The organism is candidate division WOR-3 bacterium, assembly GCA_039801245.1.
Lineage (GTDB): Bacteria > Hydrothermota > Tepidihabitantia > Tepidihabitantales > Tepidihabitantaceae > JAOABP01.
Genome location: JBDRUF010000037.1, coordinates 1 through 17,814, shown reverse-complemented (window position 1 = coordinate 17,814; position 17,814 = coordinate 1). Strand labels below are relative to the sequence as shown.

18 protein-coding genes and 2 tRNA genes are annotated in these 17,814 nt (G+C 49.8%); 12 read left to right on the top strand and 8 right to left on the bottom strand.

What is annotated here, in order from left to right; genetic code table 11:
• Positions 1–248 precede the first annotated feature (248 nt).
• Complete coding sequence (gene fusA, locus ABIK47_06080; GenBank protein ID MEO0020186.1) at positions 249–2,333, top strand: elongation factor G; 2,085 nt, start codon at positions 249–251, stop codon at positions 2,331–2,333.
• A 20-nt stretch (positions 2,334–2,353) separates the two neighbouring features.
• Here fusA and ABIK47_06075 read toward each other — a convergent pair whose 3' ends face one another.
• Positions 2,354–3,019 (bottom strand): rhomboid family intramembrane serine protease, encoded by a 666-nt coding sequence (locus ABIK47_06075; GenBank protein MEO0020185.1) that lies wholly within the window; start codon positions 3,017–3,019, stop codon positions 2,354–2,356.
• Positions 3,016–3,579 carry a 2-C-methyl-D-erythritol 2,4-cyclodiphosphate synthase gene (ispF, locus tag ABIK47_06070; GenBank protein ID MEO0020184.1) on the bottom strand — a complete coding sequence of 188 codons (564 nt, stop codon included), beginning with the start codon at positions 3,577–3,579 and terminating at the stop codon, positions 3,016–3,018. The genes ABIK47_06075 and ispF overlap by 4 nt, the downstream gene beginning before the upstream one ends.
• A 27-nt stretch (positions 3,580–3,606) precedes the next feature.
• On the opposite strand from ispF, the gene thrS reads away from it, so the two are divergent.
• The 4 genes from thrS to rplT are packed head-to-tail and all read left to right on the top strand — an operon-like array spanning position 3,607 to position 6,609.
• On the top strand, positions 3,607–5,508 hold the full coding sequence (gene thrS, locus ABIK47_06065; protein ID MEO0020183.1) for a threonine--tRNA ligase: 1,902 nt from the start codon (positions 3,607–3,609) through the stop codon (positions 5,506–5,508).
• Positions 5,492–6,040 (top strand): translation initiation factor IF-3, encoded by a 549-nt coding sequence (gene infC / locus ABIK47_06060; protein MEO0020182.1) that lies wholly within the window; start codon positions 5,492–5,494, stop codon positions 6,038–6,040. The genes thrS and infC overlap by 17 nt, the downstream gene beginning before the upstream one ends.
• Positions 6,037–6,237 (top strand): 50S ribosomal protein L35, encoded by a 201-nt coding sequence (gene rpmI, locus ABIK47_06055; protein MEO0020181.1) that lies wholly within the window; start codon positions 6,037–6,039, stop codon positions 6,235–6,237. Before infC ends, rpmI begins: the two co-directional genes overlap by 4 nt.
• Before the next feature lie 12 nt (positions 6,238–6,249).
• Positions 6,250–6,609 carry a 50S ribosomal protein L20 gene (gene rplT / locus ABIK47_06050; GenBank protein MEO0020180.1) on the top strand — a complete coding sequence of 120 codons (360 nt, stop codon included), beginning with the start codon at positions 6,250–6,252 and terminating at the stop codon, positions 6,607–6,609.
• Positions 6,610–6,644: 35 nt separating this feature from the next.
• Here the strand turns inward: rplT and ABIK47_06045 are convergent.
• Together ABIK47_06045 and ABIK47_06040 are read right to left on the bottom strand one after the other, a co-directional pair.
• Positions 6,645–6,719 (bottom strand) — tRNA-Pro (locus ABIK47_06045).
• Between the two features lie 248 nt (positions 6,720–6,967).
• Positions 6,968–7,396 carry a hypothetical protein gene (locus ABIK47_06040; GenBank protein MEO0020179.1) on the bottom strand — a complete coding sequence of 143 codons (429 nt, stop codon included), beginning with the start codon at positions 7,394–7,396 and terminating at the stop codon, positions 6,968–6,970.
• A 77-nt stretch (positions 7,397–7,473) separates the two neighbouring features.
• Between ABIK47_06040 and ABIK47_06035 the strand changes: the two genes are divergently transcribed.
• Genes ABIK47_06035 through ABIK47_06025 form a run of 3 tightly spaced genes read left to right on the top strand, consistent with a single transcriptional unit; the run spans position 7,474 to position 9,877 of the window.
• Positions 7,474–8,439 carry an acyl-CoA dehydratase activase-related protein gene (locus tag ABIK47_06035; protein ID MEO0020178.1) on the top strand — a complete coding sequence of 322 codons (966 nt, stop codon included), beginning with the start codon at positions 7,474–7,476 and terminating at the stop codon, positions 8,437–8,439.
• Positions 8,436–9,554, top strand: a complete 1,119-nt coding sequence (locus ABIK47_06030) for a 2-hydroxyacyl-CoA dehydratase (protein ID MEO0020177.1) — start codon at positions 8,436–8,438, stop codon at positions 9,552–9,554. Before ABIK47_06035 ends, ABIK47_06030 begins: the two co-directional genes overlap by 4 nt.
• Positions 9,536–9,877, top strand: coding sequence for a 6-carboxytetrahydropterin synthase (locus ABIK47_06025; GenBank protein ID MEO0020176.1), 342 nt, complete (start codon positions 9,536–9,538; stop codon positions 9,875–9,877). The genes ABIK47_06030 and ABIK47_06025 overlap by 19 nt, the downstream gene beginning before the upstream one ends.
• Here the strand turns inward: ABIK47_06025 and ABIK47_06020 are convergent.
• From ABIK47_06020 to ABIK47_06005, 4 genes are all read right to left on the bottom strand, one after another.
• Complete coding sequence (locus tag ABIK47_06020; GenBank protein ID MEO0020175.1) at positions 9,874–11,295, bottom strand: S8 family serine peptidase; 1,422 nt, start codon at positions 11,293–11,295, stop codon at positions 9,874–9,876. The genes ABIK47_06025 and ABIK47_06020 overlap by 4 nt on opposite strands.
• An 84-nt stretch (positions 11,296–11,379) precedes the next feature.
• The gene (locus ABIK47_06015; GenBank protein MEO0020174.1) at positions 11,380–12,060 is read right to left on the bottom strand and encodes an Ig-like domain-containing protein; all 681 of its coding nucleotides are present in this window, start codon (positions 12,058–12,060) and stop codon (positions 11,380–11,382) included.
• Positions 12,050–13,417 (bottom strand): MBL fold metallo-hydrolase, encoded by a 1,368-nt coding sequence (locus ABIK47_06010; GenBank protein ID MEO0020173.1) that lies wholly within the window; start codon positions 13,415–13,417, stop codon positions 12,050–12,052. The genes ABIK47_06015 and ABIK47_06010 overlap by 11 nt, the downstream gene beginning before the upstream one ends.
• Positions 13,414–14,253 (bottom strand): deoxyribonuclease IV, encoded by an 840-nt coding sequence (locus ABIK47_06005; protein MEO0020172.1) that lies wholly within the window; start codon positions 14,251–14,253, stop codon positions 13,414–13,416. The genes ABIK47_06010 and ABIK47_06005 overlap by 4 nt, the downstream gene beginning before the upstream one ends.
• Positions 14,254–14,351: 98 nt before the next feature.
• On the opposite strand from ABIK47_06005, the gene ABIK47_06000 reads away from it, so the two are divergent.
• From ABIK47_06000 to ABIK47_05985, 4 genes are all read left to right on the top strand, one after another.
• Positions 14,352–14,425, top strand: a tRNA-Arg gene (locus ABIK47_06000).
• A 42-nt stretch (positions 14,426–14,467) separates the two neighbouring features.
• Positions 14,468–15,169: a tetratricopeptide repeat protein gene (locus tag ABIK47_05995; protein ID MEO0020171.1), complete on the top strand. Its 702-nt coding sequence runs from the start codon at positions 14,468–14,470 to the stop codon at positions 15,167–15,169.
• Positions 15,170–16,621, top strand: a complete 1,452-nt coding sequence (gene guaB, locus ABIK47_05990; GenBank protein ID MEO0020170.1) for an IMP dehydrogenase — start codon at positions 15,170–15,172, stop codon at positions 16,619–16,621.
• A gap of 368 nt (positions 16,622–16,989) precedes the next feature.
• On the top strand, positions 16,990–17,814 hold an 825-nt coding region (locus ABIK47_05985; GenBank protein MEO0020169.1), incomplete at its 3' end, for a hypothetical protein.

Below are 17,814 nucleotides of genomic sequence, written 5' to 3'. Positions count from 1 at the left end.
TCAGGTTAAGTTTCAAAGATAAATAACTTAGCCGAACTCATCACTTTTTCAGACCCCTCCCCGGGGATTACCCCCTTAATAATTTTTCAGATTGGATTGAACAGGGTTTTTGCGATTGGCTCGGGTTTGGGGTTGTCTGTTGATTTGAAATAGGAAACGAGGCTTCTTAGCTTTCCTTGACTGGGTTTGAGATTTGGGTATATTAAAAGGATTAAAGGCTTAACAACTTTCTTTTTCAGGAGGAATTTGTGAAAGAGTATAAGGTAGAAGATATTCGTAACATTGGTTTTTTCGGTCATGGCGGCTCGGGTAAGACATCCATCTGTGAGTCGCTGCTTTTGACGATGAAGCAGAATAACCGGCTTGGTTCGGTTGACGCCGGGACATCGGTTTTTGATTATGATGAGGATGAGATTGCCCGGAAGATAAGCATCAATCTGGCAATTGGTTACGGGGAGTATCGGGAGAAGTTGATCAATCTTGTGGATGCGCCGGGTTATGCCGACTTTTTCGGAAATGTTGTTTCCGCGGTGAGGGCGGTTGATGCCGCAGTGGTTGTTGTTGATGCCAGTTCTGGTGTTGAAGTGGGAACAGAGATGGCATGGCGAAGGCTGGATGAGGCAAACCTCCCCAGGGTTGTTTTTATAAATAAGTTGTCCAAGGAGAATACCAGTTTTGAGGTGATTGCCGAGGAGGTGCGTAAGGTTTTTGGAACCAAGGTGACACCGGTTTATCTGCCGATTGGCAAGGAGGGGGGTCTTAAAGGTGTTGTTGACCTTTTGAATGACCGGGCATACATTTATGAGAACGGGGTGCGCAAGGAGGTCGCAGTTCCCGAGGAGATGCAGGCGGCGATAGGTCAGTGGAAGGAGAGGCTGATTGAGGCGGCGGCTGAGGTTGATGAGCGCCTGATGGAGAAGTTTCTTGAGGGCGAGGAGATTACACCGGATGAGATGCGGGGAGCGGTGCGGAACGGGATTAAGGCTGGTGTTGTTTACCCGTTGATGGGTGGTGATGCCTTAACCCAGGTTGGTGTTGACCTGATTTTGGATTTGGCGGCTCTTGTTCTGCCCAGCCCCAATGAGATGCCGCGGGTCAAGGGGGTTGTGCCGGCAACCGGTCAAGAAGTTGAGATTGCGCCTGATCCTGATGGTCCGGTATGCGCGCTGGTGTTCAAGACCATCTCGGAGGCGCATCTCGGTGATATGCATTATGTGCGGGTTTTTCGGGGAAAGTTGGAGCCGGGGATGGTGGTGGTGAATGGCACGAGCCAAAGGGAGGAGAAGATAAATCAGATTTATGTTGTCAAGGGTAAGGAGCGAAGCGAGGTGGCAAGGTTGACAACCGGGATGCTGGGCGCTCTGGTGAAACTGAAGGACACCCATACCGGGGACACCCTTGCGGATAAGAAAGAGCCGGTGAGGCTGGCACCGATTGTCTTTCCCAAGCCCTCAATCTCGGTGGCGATTGTGCCCCAGAGCAAGGGCGATGAGGAAAGGGTTTCCAATGGTCTTGCCCGGTTGCACGAGGAGGACCCAACATTTTCATATGAGTATAATGCGGAGTTGGGTCAGCAGTTAATCAGCGGCATGGGCGAACTGCACCTGGATGTGATTGTGGGTAGGCTCAAGCGCAGGTTTGATGTGAATGTGGAGCTGGTGAAGCCAAAGATTCCCTATCGGGAGACGATTACGAGGAAGGCAGAGGCGCAGGGAAAACACAAAAAGCAGACCGGTGGCAGGGGTCAGTATGGTGATGTCTGGCTTAGGATTGAGCCGAAGGGAAGGGGGGAGGGTTTTGAGTTTGTTGACGAGATTTATGGCGGTGCGATTCCCTCAAAGTATATACCGGCGGTGGAGAAGGGTGTGATTGAGCAGATGGAAAAGGGTGTGCTTGCCGGTTATAGGATGATGGATATAAAGGCAACCGTTTATGACGGTTCCTATCATGAGGTTGACTCTTCCGACATCGCCTTTAAGATTGCTGCTGGGCTGGCGTTCAAGAACGCCTGTGAAAAGGCAGGGGTGGTGCTCTTGGAGCCGATTATGAATGTGGAGGTGACGGTGCCTGACCGGTACACCGGGGATGTGATGGGCGATTTGAATGCCCGGCGGGGCAGGATTATGGGAATGGAGGCGCAGGGCGGGCTCCAGGTTATCAAGGCGCAGGTGCCCCTTGCCGAGATGTATAAGTATTCCAACAGTTTGCGTTCAATGACCCAGGGCAGGGGGGTTTTCACAATGGAGTTTGACCATTATGAGGAGGTGCCGCGGGAGATTGCTCAGCGAATTATTGAAGAGGCAAGAAGGGCAAAGCAGGAGGAGAAGGAGTAAGCCGGTCGGTTTAAAGGCAATCAGTCAATTTCATACCAGGGGCGTCTGACCCTTCGTTTTATCAACAGTCCGAAGATAACACCAAGGGCAAAGCCGCCGATATGAGCAAAATAGGCGATGCCACCACCGGTTCCTGGTGCCGAGGAGCAGCCGTATAATATCTGAAACAGAATCCAGAAGCCCAGAAGCACCGAGGCGGGGAGATAAACCATCCTGATAAAGATGAAAAAGGGGATCAGGGTCAAAACCCGGGCACGGGGATAAAGGACAAAATAGGCGCCCATTACACCGGAGATGGCACCAGATGCACCAATAGTCGGTACGCGGGAAAAGGGCGAGACGGCAATCTGAAGGAGATTGCCAAAAACCCCAGAACTGAGATAAACCAAGGGATAAAGGATATGACCGAAGGCATCTTCAACATTGTCGCCAAATATCCAGAGATAAAGCATATTACCAAGGAAATGGAACCAGCCGCCATGCAGAAACATTGAACTCAAAAGTGTCCAGAGCCTTTTCCCTTGAATTATCCTTGCGGGCACCATTCCGTATTGCAGGATTTGCACTTCAAACTGCTCTGGTGAGCGGGTGAATTGGATGGTCCAGACGATTGCGCAGGCAGAGAGAAGGAGGTAGTTCATCCAGGGGCGCCGCGAGGATTTGATGTCGTCGTAAAGGGGAATCATCTCTGAGGAACGAGCAGCGCAGTCACCAAAGCGCTGATGCTCTTTTCAGGCAGGGCGATGCGAGTGCCTTCAGTAGTTTTGGCTTTGAGACCGATGCGGTCAGAAGGAATATTGAGTTTTTTGGAGAGATGGTTACGAACACTTGGAAAATGGTCGGTGAGCTTAGGCTGGTCGCAGATGATAACTGTATCAATCTGGGCGACCTGCCACCGCTTTTGTTTTACTTTATCGAGAACTATCTTCAACAACTTCTCACTGCTTGCGTTTTGATATTTGGGGTCGTTATCAGGGAAAAGTGTGCCGATGTCAGGCATGCCAAGGGCACCGGTAAGGGCATCAATCAAAGCGTGAAGCAAGACATCGGCGTCAGAATGTCCTGAGAGCCCCAAATGAAATTTAATCTCAATGCCGCCCAATATGAGCCGGCGTCCCTTTTTCAGGCAGTGGGAGTCAAAGCCGATGCCGATACGATAGGGAATTATGCCCTTCAAGATATTAAATTTTACCAAGAGATTCCCGTAGGTCAAGTGATGGGCATAAATGTGCGCGTCGGTTGACATTCCTAAGGGGTTTGATAAGATTCAGGCGTGATTAAGGTTGTTGTTAAAGGCGAAGAAAGGCAGGTGGAGCCCGGTCTCAGTGCGGGTGAACTGCTTAACGACACAGAGGCGATTGCCGCCAGGGTTAATGAGCGGCTGGTCGACCTTTCCTTTAGGATTGAGGCTGACGCCACCGTAGAGCCGGTCTATTTTGACTCGAAAGAGGGTAAGGAGATTTTCTGGCATTCGGCGTCCCATCTGATGGCGCAGGCGGTAAAGCAACTCTACCCACAGGCGAAGGTGGCGATTGGTCCGGCTATCCCTGAAGGGTTTTATTATGACTTTGATGTGCCCGACCCATTTACCGAGAAGGATTTGGAGCGGATTGAGCAGCGGATGAAGGAACTTGCCCAGGCGCGAATTCCGATTGTGCATAAATTCCTGCCCCGTAGGGAGGCGCTGAGAATTTTTTCTGAACGGGGTGAAACCTATAAGATTGAGATAATAAATGAAATTCCGGATGCGGAGATTTCGGTTTATGAGCAGGGGGATTTTGTTGATCTGTGCCGAGGTCCGCATCTCCCTGATACCGGGAGAATAAAGGCGATTAAACTTTTGAGCGTTGCCGGTGCCTACTGGCATGGTGATGAGCGCAACCGGATGCTTTCACGCATATACGGTGTTGCCTTTCCGGATGAGAAAATGCTTAAGGATTTTCTTGACAAACTTGAAGAGGCAAGGCGCCGTGACCACCGCAAGCTCGGTCCGGCACTTGACCTGTACAGTTTCCATGAGGAGGCAGGAGCGGGTCTGGTTTTCTGGCATGCCAAGGGCGCGACGGTGCGACGGCTCATCCAGGAGTACTGGGAAAAGGAGCATCTGGCCGCAGGCTATCAATTGGTGGTCACCCCCCATATTGCCCGCAGCCAGCTCTGGCACCGTTCAGGTCATTATGACTATTACCGGGAGAATATGTATATTTTGCCGGTGGAGAATGAGGAGTATGTCTTGAAACCGATGAACTGTCCCGGTCACATCCTTATCTATCGGACAAAGGTTCACTCTTATCGGGATTTGCCTTTGCGGATGGCGGAATGGGGCACGGTTTATCGTTATGAACGTTCCGGAGTTCTCCACGGGATGATGCGGGTTAGGGGTTTTACCCAAGATGATGCCCATATCTTTTGTACAAAGGAACAGGTGGAGGAGGAGGTTTTGGGTGTGGTGGCACTTTCGCTGAAGATGTTGCGCGCCTTTGGATTTGATAAATTCAATGTGGCACTTTCGGTGCGGGACCCGCGGCATCCAGAAAAATTCCTTGGGAGTGACGAGCAGTGGCAGGTGGCAGAAAATTCCCTTGTCAATGCCTTAAACCGGCTCGGGCTTGATTTTTATCGGGCAGAGGGGGAGGCGGTCTTTTACGGACCGAAGATTGATATCAACCTTGCCGACTCTTTGGGAAGGGAGTTCCAGTGTTCAACCTGCCAGTTTGATTTCAATCTGGGGAACAAGCTGGATGTTTACTATATGGATAAAAGCGGTCAGCACCTCCCAGCTTATCTTGTCCATCGCACGGTCTTGGGTTCGATTGAGCGTTTTATGGGAATTTTGGTTGAGCATTATGGTGGTGCATTTCCCACCTGGCTGGCACCGGTCCAGGCACGGGTTCTGACCGTAACGGAGAAGGAAATCGGTTATGCCCAAGAAGTTTTTGAGCGGCTCAAGGCGGCTGGTACCAGAGTTGAAATTGACATTAATAATGATAAAATTGGTTACAAAATTGGCGAAGCGGAACGGCAGAAGATACCCTTTATTTTGGTTGTTGGTGCCCGGGAGGCATCTTCAGGGACTGTTTCCCTGCGCCGCCGGGGTAAAGGGAATCTCGGCGCGGCTTCGCTGGAAAAGGTAATAGCACTAATCAAGGAGGAAGAAACTGGAAGAATACAGTAATAATCTGAAAACAGATAGTAGAGACCGACCTAAGGCAAACGAGCAGATTAAGGTTCCTTATGTCCGGGTAATAGGCGCGGACAAAAGACCAATTGGGATTATGCCAACGCGCGAGGCAATCGCACTGGCAAGGAGGCAAAACCTCGACCTGATTTTGGTGGCGCCAAATGAGGAGCCACCGGTTGCAAGGATTATGGATTTAGGTCGGTATCTTTATGAGCAGAAGGCTCGTCAGCGGGAGTCAAAGAAAAGGCAACACCAGACCGAGGTGAGGCAGATAAGGATGAAGATGAAGATTGACAAGCACGACTATGAGGTGAAACTGAGGAAGATGCGGGAGTTCCTTTTACAAAAGGACCGCATCAGGCTGATTCTCTGGTTGCGCGGACGGGAGGTGCTCCACACCGATTTGGCTTACAAATTGATTGACCGGATTCGTCAGGACCTGGCTGATGTCGCCAAGGTTGATGGTCAGGTGAGGTTCCAGAATGAGGATAGGAAATCAATTCAATTGATGCTGGTGCCAAAATGAAGAGAAAGTTAAAGACCTTAAGTGCTCTCAAGAAACGTGTGAAGAAGAGCGCCACGGGCAAGTTTTTGCATAGGCGCAGCGGAACAAGCCATAATAACAGCGTGAAGAATAGCCGGCGTAAGCGCTGGCTGCACCGACCTGCGGTTGTTGATAGCACCAAGGTCAAGGCGCTTAAGCGGCTAGTTCCTTACGCATAGACAAGGAGAAAGATGGCAAGGGTTAAAACCGGACCGGTTACGAGAAAAAGACGGAAGAAGTGGCTGAAACAGGCAAAAGGCTACTGGGGCGGAAAGTCACGGCTTTACAAAACCGCACGGCTCCAGGTGATGCACGGGCTCCTCAGCGCCTATCGGGACCGCAAGCGGAAGAAGCGTGTCTTTCGGTCATTGATGATTACCAGGATTAATGCGGCGCTTGAACCCCATGACTTGAGTTATAGCCGTTTCATCCATGGACTGAAGCTTGCCGGTGTGAGCCTGGACCGTAGCGTTCTGTCTGAGGTGGCGATTCACGCGCCTGAGGACTTTGCCCAGCTGGTCCAGCTGGCAAAGAAGAACCTTACAGGTTAACCACCCCGGATTAAAATATCGCCGGATAAACCGAGTCGGGGCGACCAGATTTGAACTGGTGACCCCCAGCACCCCAAGCTGGTGCGCTAAACCAACTGCGCTACGCCCCGTAGAATTATCCTAACCAAAACCTCCCCTAAAGTCAAGAAGATTTCAAGGTTAAACTGCATCTGAGGTTTAAGGATAGATAAACAAGTGGGGATGGTACTAATTTATCTTATCCCTCGCAATTGTGTGACTTAGCCGGTATCCAATCCTACCGGGGGAGTGACCCCAGGGGTGAATTGGGGCTGAGGGTTTCAGATGGGTTGTTTTTTGATTTTTAGCCTCATTTTTCGGTTTGAACCGAGGTGCAAAATTATTCAAGTGGAACCGCCCAGACATAGGCGCGTTCAAGGATGTGATTTGGCAGACGATACACAAATTGAATCTGCCAGCCGGCAATCTGTTCAGACTGGGGGTTGGGGGCAAAGTAGCGCAAAATGATGCGGTTGTTGAGCGAGTCGTAGCCAGCATAGGAGAAATGAAATTCAAGCGGTGATTTGACCGCAACCCGCTCGCGCACCAGTTGGCGCAATAGCTGGTCGTTTGCCTCAATGTCCTGGCGAAGTGAGAACAATCTCTTGTGGAGGCGATGCCCTATTGGCAAAGGGTAGTGGTAATGAGGATAATAGCCGACCGTTACTGGTGGTGATGGTGTCCCTAAAACCCTTTTTATCTGGGAACCGGGGAGGCATTTGAGGCAAGGGATGGTGAGGGAAAGAAATGCAAGACAAAATAGGCGCACCGGTTAAGTTTAGAAGCGCTTTTATTGGTGTCAACATCTTTTGACCGTATTGGCGTTTGTTCTATAATAAAAGGAGAATGAAAATTGGCATCTGCCGCGCACTGCATTCTTACCATCACTTTCCTCTGTGGAGGTCATTTTTTGAGAGGCTTGGGTTTGAGGTTGTGCTTTCCCGTAAGACCGATAAGGGGATTGTTGCCAGGGGTGTGGAACTTTCGCCCGCAGAGCTTTGTCTGCCCGTGAAGGTATTTTTAGGACAGGTTGATGATTTAAGAGAAAGGGTCGATTTGATTTTTGTGCCGAGGTTGGTTTGCCGGCGGTTGAGCAAAGATTTTTATTTTGGCTGTCCCAAGGCGATTGGCCTTCCCGATATGGTGCGGGCAATCTTTCCGAAAACAAACGGTATTTTTGAGATTACTATTGACCAGCGGGTTGGTGATGAAGGGGAAGGTTTTGTCACTTGGGCACGCACCCTTGGAATCAAAAACGGGGCTGCCCGAAAGGCTTTTCTTGAGGCAAGAGAGGCGGAGAAAAAATCGGCAAAGATGATGGGTTCTGGTGCCATCCCGGTTGATTTCTTTGAAGAAAGGGCGAATATGCCGAAAGGTGATGGTAGGGGCAAAGGGGAACGTATTGGTGTAATCGGACATCCCTATCTCCTATTTGATGAGCATATCAGCCTGAATCTATTAAAGATTATCCAGGAACTCGGGGTTGAACCGGTTGTGCCATTTGTAAGCGAAGAGGGGCTTGTTTTGGAAGCAACCAGGGGCAATGTGCCCAACTGGTTTTATGAACTGGAGCTCCTCGCCGCGGCAAGAAAGGTTTTACAGGATAGAGAGATTAAGGGCTTGCTGCTTGTCTTCAGTTTTGCCTGTGGCACCGCGCCGGTAATGAATGAAATCATTCGCCGGGAAATAGGTCGAAATTCAAGGTTGCCTATTCTTACCCTCTTTTTTGACGAGCACAGTGGTGAAGTGGGATTGAGAACAAGGCTGGAATCTTTTGTTGATTTGGTGCGAGCAAGGGATGGGAATTTATGAGGGTGGCTTTTCCTTATATGGGTGATATCAGGCTGGTCTTAGAGCCAATCCTGCACGAGTTGGGTGCAGAGGTGATAATTCCGCCGGAGCCGAACCGGGAGACTGTTGCCTTAGGTGCGCAGCTGGCACCGGAGACAATCTGTCTGCCATTCAAGGTAACATTGGGCAACATCATTCGGGCACTGGAACTTGGGGCAGACACCTTGGTTTATGTTAGCGGTTCTTGGTCCTGCCGGTTTGGTTATTACGGCAGGGTGCAGGCAGATATTGTCCGGGATTTGGGATACAAATTTCAGATGTTAGAGTTGCGCCGCGACCGGATGGATGAGATTGCCAGGCAGATTGTTAAGTTGAGTGAGGGCAGGTTTTCCCGAGCGGTCGTGCGGACTGTTAGGGCTTTGCGTTTAGGCTGGTTTAAGGCCGATACTTTGGAAAGGGCTTATGCCCTTGCGCGGGCAAAAATGCCTAATGCTTTGGACCCTAAGGAGTGCCAAAACCTGCTAAAGAATGTATTGCAGGAGGTGGATGAGGTAAAGAGTGTGGGGGAGTTGAGAAGGCTGCGTCGGTCGTTGAAGGAGCGCTTCGCATCCGTCAAAAGAAATGGCAAAGGGAGCTGTCTGCGCATAAAACTGGTGGGTGAGAGTTACTGCGTGATCGAGCCGTTTGTCAATTTTGATGTGATCAACCGGCTTGGAGAGATGGGTGTATGGGTTGACCCATTTATCACCGGTCCACGCTGGCTTGGTTTCCACGGGTTCAGGCTGAGAAAAAAGGAGGTCATCCAGGCGCAAAAGGTGGCGCAGAACTACTGGCGTTACTGTGTTGGTGGCGAGGATGCCAATTCGGTTGGGCACCTGATTTTGGCGGCGCAGGCGGGTTATGATGGGGTGCTTCATATCCATCCTTTTGCCTGTATGCCGAGCACGGTTGTTCAACCGGTTCTTTTCAAGGCAAGCCGCGATTACGATATCCCGCTGCTTTCAATCTCAATAGATGAGCATACCGGGGAGACAGGTTTTATTACGCGGGTTGAGGCATTTGTCTCCCTTTTGGAGCGGAGGCGCCGTAGACCAAAAGATTTAAACGGAGGTGACAAATGTATCTGGTCAGGGTAAGTAAAGGTTTCAGCGCCGCCCATGCTGTCAAGGGTACTGGTGGCAAATGCGAAGAGATTCACGGACACAACTACTTGGTTGAGGTCGTTGTCGGAGGCAAGGAGCTGAATCAACCGGGAATGGTAGTTGATTTTGTCCAACTGCGCTCAAAACTGGGAGAAATTCTGCCAGACCACAGACTGCTTAATGAGGTTTACAATTTTAATCCAACCGCAGAAAACCTTGCCCGACATTTTTACGAGGAGATGGCAAAATTCTATCCAGTGGTTAAGGTCAGGGTTTGGGAGAATGAAGATTGTTGGGCAGAGTATCAGCCCGACTAATTCAGGACGAGAACCTTGAGCAGTTGGGATGAACCGTCTTGGTTCTGAAGTTGTAAAAAATAGGTACCGGCTTCAGGCAGCACAATCACGCCATTATTGATTGGGATTTTCGAAATCACTCTGCCCGCAGGGTTGTAAACCGAAACTGTCCCTTTCAGTTCAGGCAGGGAAACGGCGTGATGGGTGATAATTGTGGTTATAGCTGGCGTATGGGGCTGGGCGGTTTTAATTGTTCCCCTTTGGAGAGTCTGTGCCAGCTGAAGTGCACGATAGGCGTTGACAAGACCAAAACCAAAGTACTCGTCCCTGCCGGTTGAGCCCATATCAATAGCACTGGCACCGATGATTGCCCGGACCTGATTGGCGGTAAGGGAAGGGTTAAGCGCAAAGACCAGTGCGGCAACACCACTTACTTGGGGGCAAGCCATTGATGTACCACTCGCTTCAACATAGCCATTGCCGGTTGCGGTGGAATAGATGGCAGTGCCTGGTGCAACCACCTCCTGTTCAGGTCCGTAATTGGAGAAATAGGCAAGTCCGGAAAGTTCATCAGTGGCACCAACCGCAACACATTCACTCATTCTTGCCGGATAGGTAATTCCTGACCTGCCATCGTTCCCCGATGCGGCAATGAGCAACGCGCCCTTTTGGAGAGCATACTGGCAGGCTTCAATCAAAGGAGTGGAAGCGGCGTCACCACCGAGGCTCATATTGATGACCTTGGCATCATGGTCAGCAGCCCAGCGGATGCCTTTGGCGACATCGGTCAAGGTGCCATTGCCAGAATCGTCAAGCACTCTCACCGCGAGCAGTTGTATTTGTGCCCAACCGGCGATACCAATAAGGTTGTTGCTAACACCAGCAATTATTCCCGAGACATGGGTGCCATGGAATGCCTCTGCAACACCGGGGTCATCCGGTCTCGGATCAGCGTCATTGCCGATAAAGTCATAACCCAGTTCGCCGGAGCGAAAGTTCGCTGCCAGGTCAGTGTGAAAGTATTGAACACCATTGTCAACCACTGCAACCTTGACATTGCCACCAGTAGTAATGTCCCAGGCCTTGTCGGCGTACATCACCCACTTGTCCCATTGCTTCTTGAGAAACATTGAGTCGTTGGGGATGTGCAGAACGCGGGCAGAAAAGTCAGGTTCAACAAATCTGACGCCAGGGAGGGAGGTGATATTAAGCTGCAGGCTGCTGCGATTGTTATGTTCAGGGAAACGGGCAACGAGGAATTGGCCGCCGCTGTCAATCTTAATCACTTGACCATTAAGTGTCTGAATATGATTGAGAATTGCCGATAAGGTAGCAGACTGAAACCCGATAACAAATCTGTTCGGAATCGGTTCAGCATTTTCAGGAAAGACCGGCTGGCTGGGAATGGTGGTAGCGCAGGTCTGTTCAAGTAAAAACATTTTCTGGATGTCCGCAGTTGTCAGCGGTGGACATTCGGGTCTGGGGAAAAAGGTAATTAGCAGAAATAAGGTAATGGTCATATGCTATTGAATGATGAACCTTGCCCAGTAGGTCTGGGTTGAGCCGGTGGTGTTTAAAAATACAAGATAATAAGTGCCATCAGCGGTAAACTGGTAGGAGAGGCTAATTTCGGTGATGTTATTCTGTTCATAGAGGGCGGTATAGGTCTGACCTGCGCGGTATTTCTGAAAGTTATCCCGGTCAAGGAGGGAAAGCCGGCTGATTCTTCCTCCTGGGATTGCCCTTGACTCGCCCTCAATCGTTTCGCCAGCGACGGCGCTGAAGTCAACCCAGCGGTAATAATTGTTATTAAGGATGATTTTACCATGAAAGACACTGCGCTGAGAACCGGTATGAATCTGAACATTGACGGTGTCACTGGTGCCCTTATTGCCGGCACGGTCAGTAGCAATACAGTGAAGTTTGTGCCAGGAACCTTCAGGAAGCTGTCTGGTATCCCAGTCGACACTGGCAGTTGCTGAACTTTCGGTGGCAAATAGATTGCCATCGGCATAGAAGTCAATTGCCGTAATGCCACTGGAGTCAAATGCCTCTGCCTGGACCTTGATGATACCACTGACAATTGTAGAATCAAGCGGCGAAATGATATTACACACCGGCGGAGTTGTGTCGAGTAATTTTAAGAGCAAATCACAGCCGGTAGTTAAAAGAAGCAGGGTAAAGATGAGAAATTTAAATCTCATATTCGTCACCCTTGCGGGGGATGATGACCTCGGGCACTCCCAAAGCCTTGAGCGGTTCAACCATTGCCGTTGCCGCTTCGGGTTCGGCATGGACCAGAAATACCTTTTTCAAACGGTCAATCCTCATATTCTCGACATAATTAAGTAGTCCGTTGCGGTCGGCATGGGCGCTGAACTCATCCATAACTTCGACTTCTGCCTTAACTTCAAATTCCTCACCAAAGATTTTTACCACCGGCTGTCTTTCTACCAATCTTCTGCCTAAGGTATGTTCTGCCTGAAAAGAGACGATAAGGATGAGGTTTCTCTCGTCGCCGATAGCGTGTTGCAAGTGATGTAGAACCCTGCCTGCCTCGCACATTCCCGAAGGGGAAATAATGATACAGGGCAGGTCAAGGTGGTTGAGTTTTTTGGACTCATCGGCATCCTCAATGTAGTGCAATCCCTCAAAGTCAAAAGGGCTATTAAGTTCCTTAGCCTCTTCGTCAAAATAGGTGCTACTGTTGCGGTAGACCTCGGTTACCTTACTGGCAAGTGGGGAATCAACAAAAATCGGGATGTCCGGAATTGCCTGTTCCTGGGTAAGGATTTTTAAATTATAGACAATCTCCTGTGCCCGCTCGACTGCAAACGCCGGAATGATGATTCTGCCGCCACGGGCAAAGACTCGATTGAGGATGGTGGCAAGCCGTTTTTTCACACCTTCGTAATCGCCATGCAAACGGTTCCCATAGGTTGCTTCCATAATCAGTATGTCCGCTTCCCCCACCTGAACCGGGTCTCTGATGATGGGCATCTTTTTTCTGCCCAGGTCGCCGGTGAAGAGTACCCTTTTGTGCTCGACTTCAATGTCAATAAGGGCAGATCCAAGGATATGTCCGGCATCGTGAAAATACAAAGTAAATGGTCCAAGTTTTTCCTTGCGGGCATAGCCGATTCCTTTAATCCGGGTAAGGGCGTGTTCGGCATCCGCGGTAGTGTAGATTGGTTCCTTTAATGGCTCGCCCCTTTCCCGGCGTTTTTTGTTAATGTATTTAATATCGCTTTCTTGGATTTTTGCCGAATCCAGCAACAGAAGTCGGCTGAGTGCAACAGAAGGTTTGGTCATCAAAACCGGACCACGAAAGCCGCTCTTTATCAGATTGGGAAGATTGCCGATATGGTCAATATGGGCATGGCTGGCAACACACCAGTCAACTGTTTTGGCGTCAAAGGGCAGATGGCGGTTAATCTCTTCTGCCTCCTGCCGGTGTCCTTGAAATAAGCCGCATTCAAGGAGCAGGCTGCTTTTGTTTGATTTCAGGATATGTTGGGAGCCGGTTACCGTCCCAACACCACCCCAGAACTGGATTTTCACCTTGTGAGGCTCCGGACTGTGCGCATATTTTCCAGGTCCTCTTTGGCGCTCGTGCGGGGTGTTTCCATTATCCCGGGCAACTTCTTCAGAAGCGGATGGTTAACAATCTCCTTAAAACCGGCAAGTCCGATTTCGCCCTTGCCAATGTGCCAGTGCCGGTCGACCCTTGAGCCAAAAGGGGTTTTGGAGTCGTTGAGATGAACGAGATAGAGCCTGCCTAATCCAATTGCCCGATCAAACTCACGCAAGGTTTCATTGACCGCCTTAAGGGTGCGCCAGTCATAACCGGCCTCAAAGGAATGGGCGGTGTCAAGCGTTACACCAAGGCGGTCCTTTTGTTCGACGAGGTCAATAATTTCGGCAATCTGCTCGAATCGGTAACCGATTTCCGAACCCATACCCGCGGTGTTTTCCAAAAGGATTTTTACCCGGTTTTGAACAAGGTCAAGGATGCGGTTGAGATTTTCTCCCACCTTTTTAACCGCGGTCTTTTCATCTGCACCCATCGCCTTGCCCACATGGACAACAAGGAATTCAATCCCAAGGGTTGCGCATCTTTTCAGGTCGTCGGCAATTGTTTCAATTGAGCGCTTTTTTAAATCGGGGTCAGTAGCGGCAAGGTTGGGCAGATAGGGGGCATGGGCAAAGACCGGGCTTATCTTTGAATCCTTAATATCATTTTTGAACTTTTCCACATCAGCCTCATTAAGTTTGGTTGCGCTCCAGCCTCTTGGGGAACGGGTGAATAACTGGATTGAGTCGCAGCCCAACTCCTCTGCCCTTTGCCGGACATTGGCAAACCCGCCAGCAATGGAGATGTGAAATCCGAAACGCATCGTCTATTTAAGATTATCATTTAACAGCGCCGAGTCAATATTAATATTGGATTGGGATTGCTTGACACTTGTGAAACTGGGTTTATAATGCAGTATGCACCCCTGTAGCTCAGCAGGATAGAGCAGCGGTTTCCTAAACCGCAGGTCGCCCGTTCGAGTCGGGCCAGGGGTAGGAGCATTGGAAATTGATGACCGATGAAACACAGGAGTTGAAGTGAGAGTAAAGCACCGGGTCAGTAAGGATGAGTTGAAGGAGGATAAGTTTCAGAAGTTTGTTGAGAAGGCCGCCGAGTTTTACTATGCGGACCCGAAGCGGTTCTGGGTTGGGACGGCTGCGGTTCTGGTCGTAATTGTGGGTGTGATTTTGATTCTTCAGAACCGTCCGAGGCCGGTAAAGAATCCCGAGGCGGAGTTAAGGCTGATGGATGCGCTTTCCAATTTTTATCAGGGAAATAACGAGTATGCCGAGGGTGCGCTCAAGGAACTGGCAGGAAAGTTTCCCAAGGATAACGCCGGCATCAAGGCACATTTCTATCTCGGCAGTATCTATTTCCGTTCCGACCCGCCAAGGTTGGATGAGGCGAAGCGGGAGTTTATAACATTTATCAAGAGGGCAGGGAATGACCCGGTTCTTGTGCCGGCGGCTAACATCGGTATCGCTGCCTGTGAGGAGCAGGCGGGCAACTATCTCAAGGCGGCAACCATTTACGAAGGGGTCTATCAGAAAAATAAGAGTTCACCCTTAGGTTATGAGGCGCTGATGGCTGCGGGCAGGTGTTATCGGCTCGCAGGTGCGCTTGACCGGGCAGAAAGGCTTTTCAGCGATTATCTGGAAAAGGAGAAACCGAGTGGACCTAAGGCGGAAGATGTCAAGGCACAGCTTGCCTATGTGCGGGCGTTGAAGAGCAGGTTTTAGATGAAAGAGGCATTGACCTTTGATGATGTCCTGCTCTTGCCGCAGCGTTCCGCGGTGCTGCCGGCAGAGGTGATTACCGAAAGCCGGTTCACAAGGAAAATAAGGTTGCATCTGCCTTTGGTGAGTGCGGCGATGGATACGGTTACCGAGGCAAAAATGGCAATAGCGATGGCAAGGGCGGGCGGTATCGGGGTGATTCACAAGAATATGACGATTGCGGAGCAGGCGCAGGAGGTGGCAAAGGTCAAACGGGCAGAGAGTTCAATGATTACCGACCCGTTTGCGATTACACCGGAGCGCACCGTTGCCGAGGTCAAGGAGCTCTTCAACCGGCATAACATCTCCGGTCTGCCAGTGGTGGATAAAGATGGCAGGCTGGTCGGGATTGTTACGAGAAGGGATTTGCTTTTTGAGGATGATGAGAAAAGACCGGTGCGGGAGGTGATGACCGCAAAGGGGCTGATTACCGCGCCGGTGGGAACCAGTCTGAAAAGGGCAAAGGAGATTTTAAGAAGGCACCGGATTGAGAAGCTGCCGATTGTTGATGAAAAGGGCAGGCTCAAGGGTCTGATAACCGCCAAGGACATTTTGAAGCGGGTTGAGTATCCCTTTGCCACGGTTGATGCCAAACGCCGGCTCAGGGTGGCGGCAGCGATTGGTGTTGGTAAAGAGGCGATTGAGCGGGCACGGGCGCTGATTGCGGCAGAGGTGGATGCGATTGTGATTGATACCGCACACGGTCATTCCACACGGGTAATGGAGACCGCAAGGGCGATTCGCAGGATGTTCCCGCAGGTGGAACTGATTGCCGGCAATGTTGCCACTGCCGAAGGTGCGCTTGCCCTGGCAAGAATAGGCGTCTCTGCGGTCAAGGTCGGTATCGGTCCGGGTTCAATCTGCACAACCAGGGTTGTTGCCGGTGTTGGGGTGCCGCAACTCAGTGCCATCATCGACTGCGCCAAACCGCTCAAGCGCTATAATATTCCCCTGATTGCCGATGGCGGCATCAGGTTTTCCGGTGACATTGCCAAGGCGCTCGCAGCCGGTGCCAGTTCGGTGATGATGGGCAACCTGCTTGCCGGCACCGATGAAAGCCCGGGCGAGGATGTGCTCCTTGAGGGCAGGCGCTACAAGGTTTACCGGGGGATGGGCTCAATTGATGCGATGAAGAAGGGCTCCTGGGACAGGTATTTTCAGGAGAGCGGGGCAGAGTTTGTTCCGCAAGGTATTGTCGGCAGGGTGCCCTATCGGGGAAGTGTCAAGGATGTCCTCTTCCAACTTGAGGGTGGTCTGCGGGCGGCGATGGGCTTCTGCGGTTGCAGAACGATTGCGGAACTCCAGCGCAGGGCAAGGTTTGTCAAGATTACCAATGCCGGCTTGCGGGAGAGCCATCCGCACAGCATCACCATCATCAAAGAGGCGCCCAACTACGAGGCGCCGGAAAAGGAATAAAACCAACACCTTTCCCAATAATTCCAAAATGGCGTTTTGTTTGGTTTGAACGATAATGTTTAGGCTAATTGCTAAATTATTTCCTTTCAAATACTTCCTGCCACTTGTTAAATATCCTGTTATGTTTTAACCGCTGTTAGAAGCAAATACTGATTAAATCGGTGTTTTCAACCTTCAGTTAATAAGAGACCCTAATATGGATTGGGAGACATAGGGGATATCGGGGGTGGTGGAGGGGACCCGCCCTGTTTTTTCTTATCGCCTTTTCCTATCTCCCTAAAAATCTAATACTTGCATAATTATACCTGGTAAAATTGCCACGCAATTTCCACTTGACAGGAGACTGTTTTGAAATATAATTTGACTGCATGGGTAAAAGAAAAAATAAGAAATTTCAAAAAAGTGGTCTAACCCCTGTTGAAATTATTATTCGACAGAAAAGGGAAAAATTCGTTCAAGCAATTAAAGAGTACTGGAAAGAACAGGATAAACTTTATGAGGCCTTTAATAGAACTGCTTTATCACTTGGAACTGCTGGGAGTGATAAGGGAATCTTTCCTAAAGATCTCTCAGGTGTAATTTGGCTACTTCGAGATGGAGTCGCTTTTGTTCGATATAAAATAGAAGGCATAAAAAAAGGAATTGATATAAGAGTTGATAATATGAGTCTTAATGATTGGTTTCAGCGAGGATGGATATTACCAGTCAAAGGGAGAGAAATATCTTTAGCCGGATTCATCGCGGGCCCCTCGAACAATATAACCTTCACGAACTGTACTATCAATGACATTTATATTGAATTTGCTAACTTTTCACATGTGTATTACAACTCTCCTGAGTTGGCACCGAGTTTTACAAAAGCGGTTTTGGATTTTAGGCTCACAATATTAGGTATGTTCTTCCAACAATCAGCCGGAGCAATCATAACTCCTGTAATTCACCAGGAAGAGGAGACCATTAAAAATTTACAAGAAAAAGTGGCTGAGTTTAAAAAACTTCTAAGCGATAACGTCAATGAAGAATCTCTCCAAAGCTATTTAAAACACAACCCATTTCTTTTAAAACCAGGGGCACACATTATACCAAAGCAGCGCCTTGGTGAAGATTTTGTGACAGATTTTGTTTTACAAGAATTTCTGCACCAAGGATATGTCTATACCTTTGTCGAAGTAGAAAAATCATCTCATCCAATA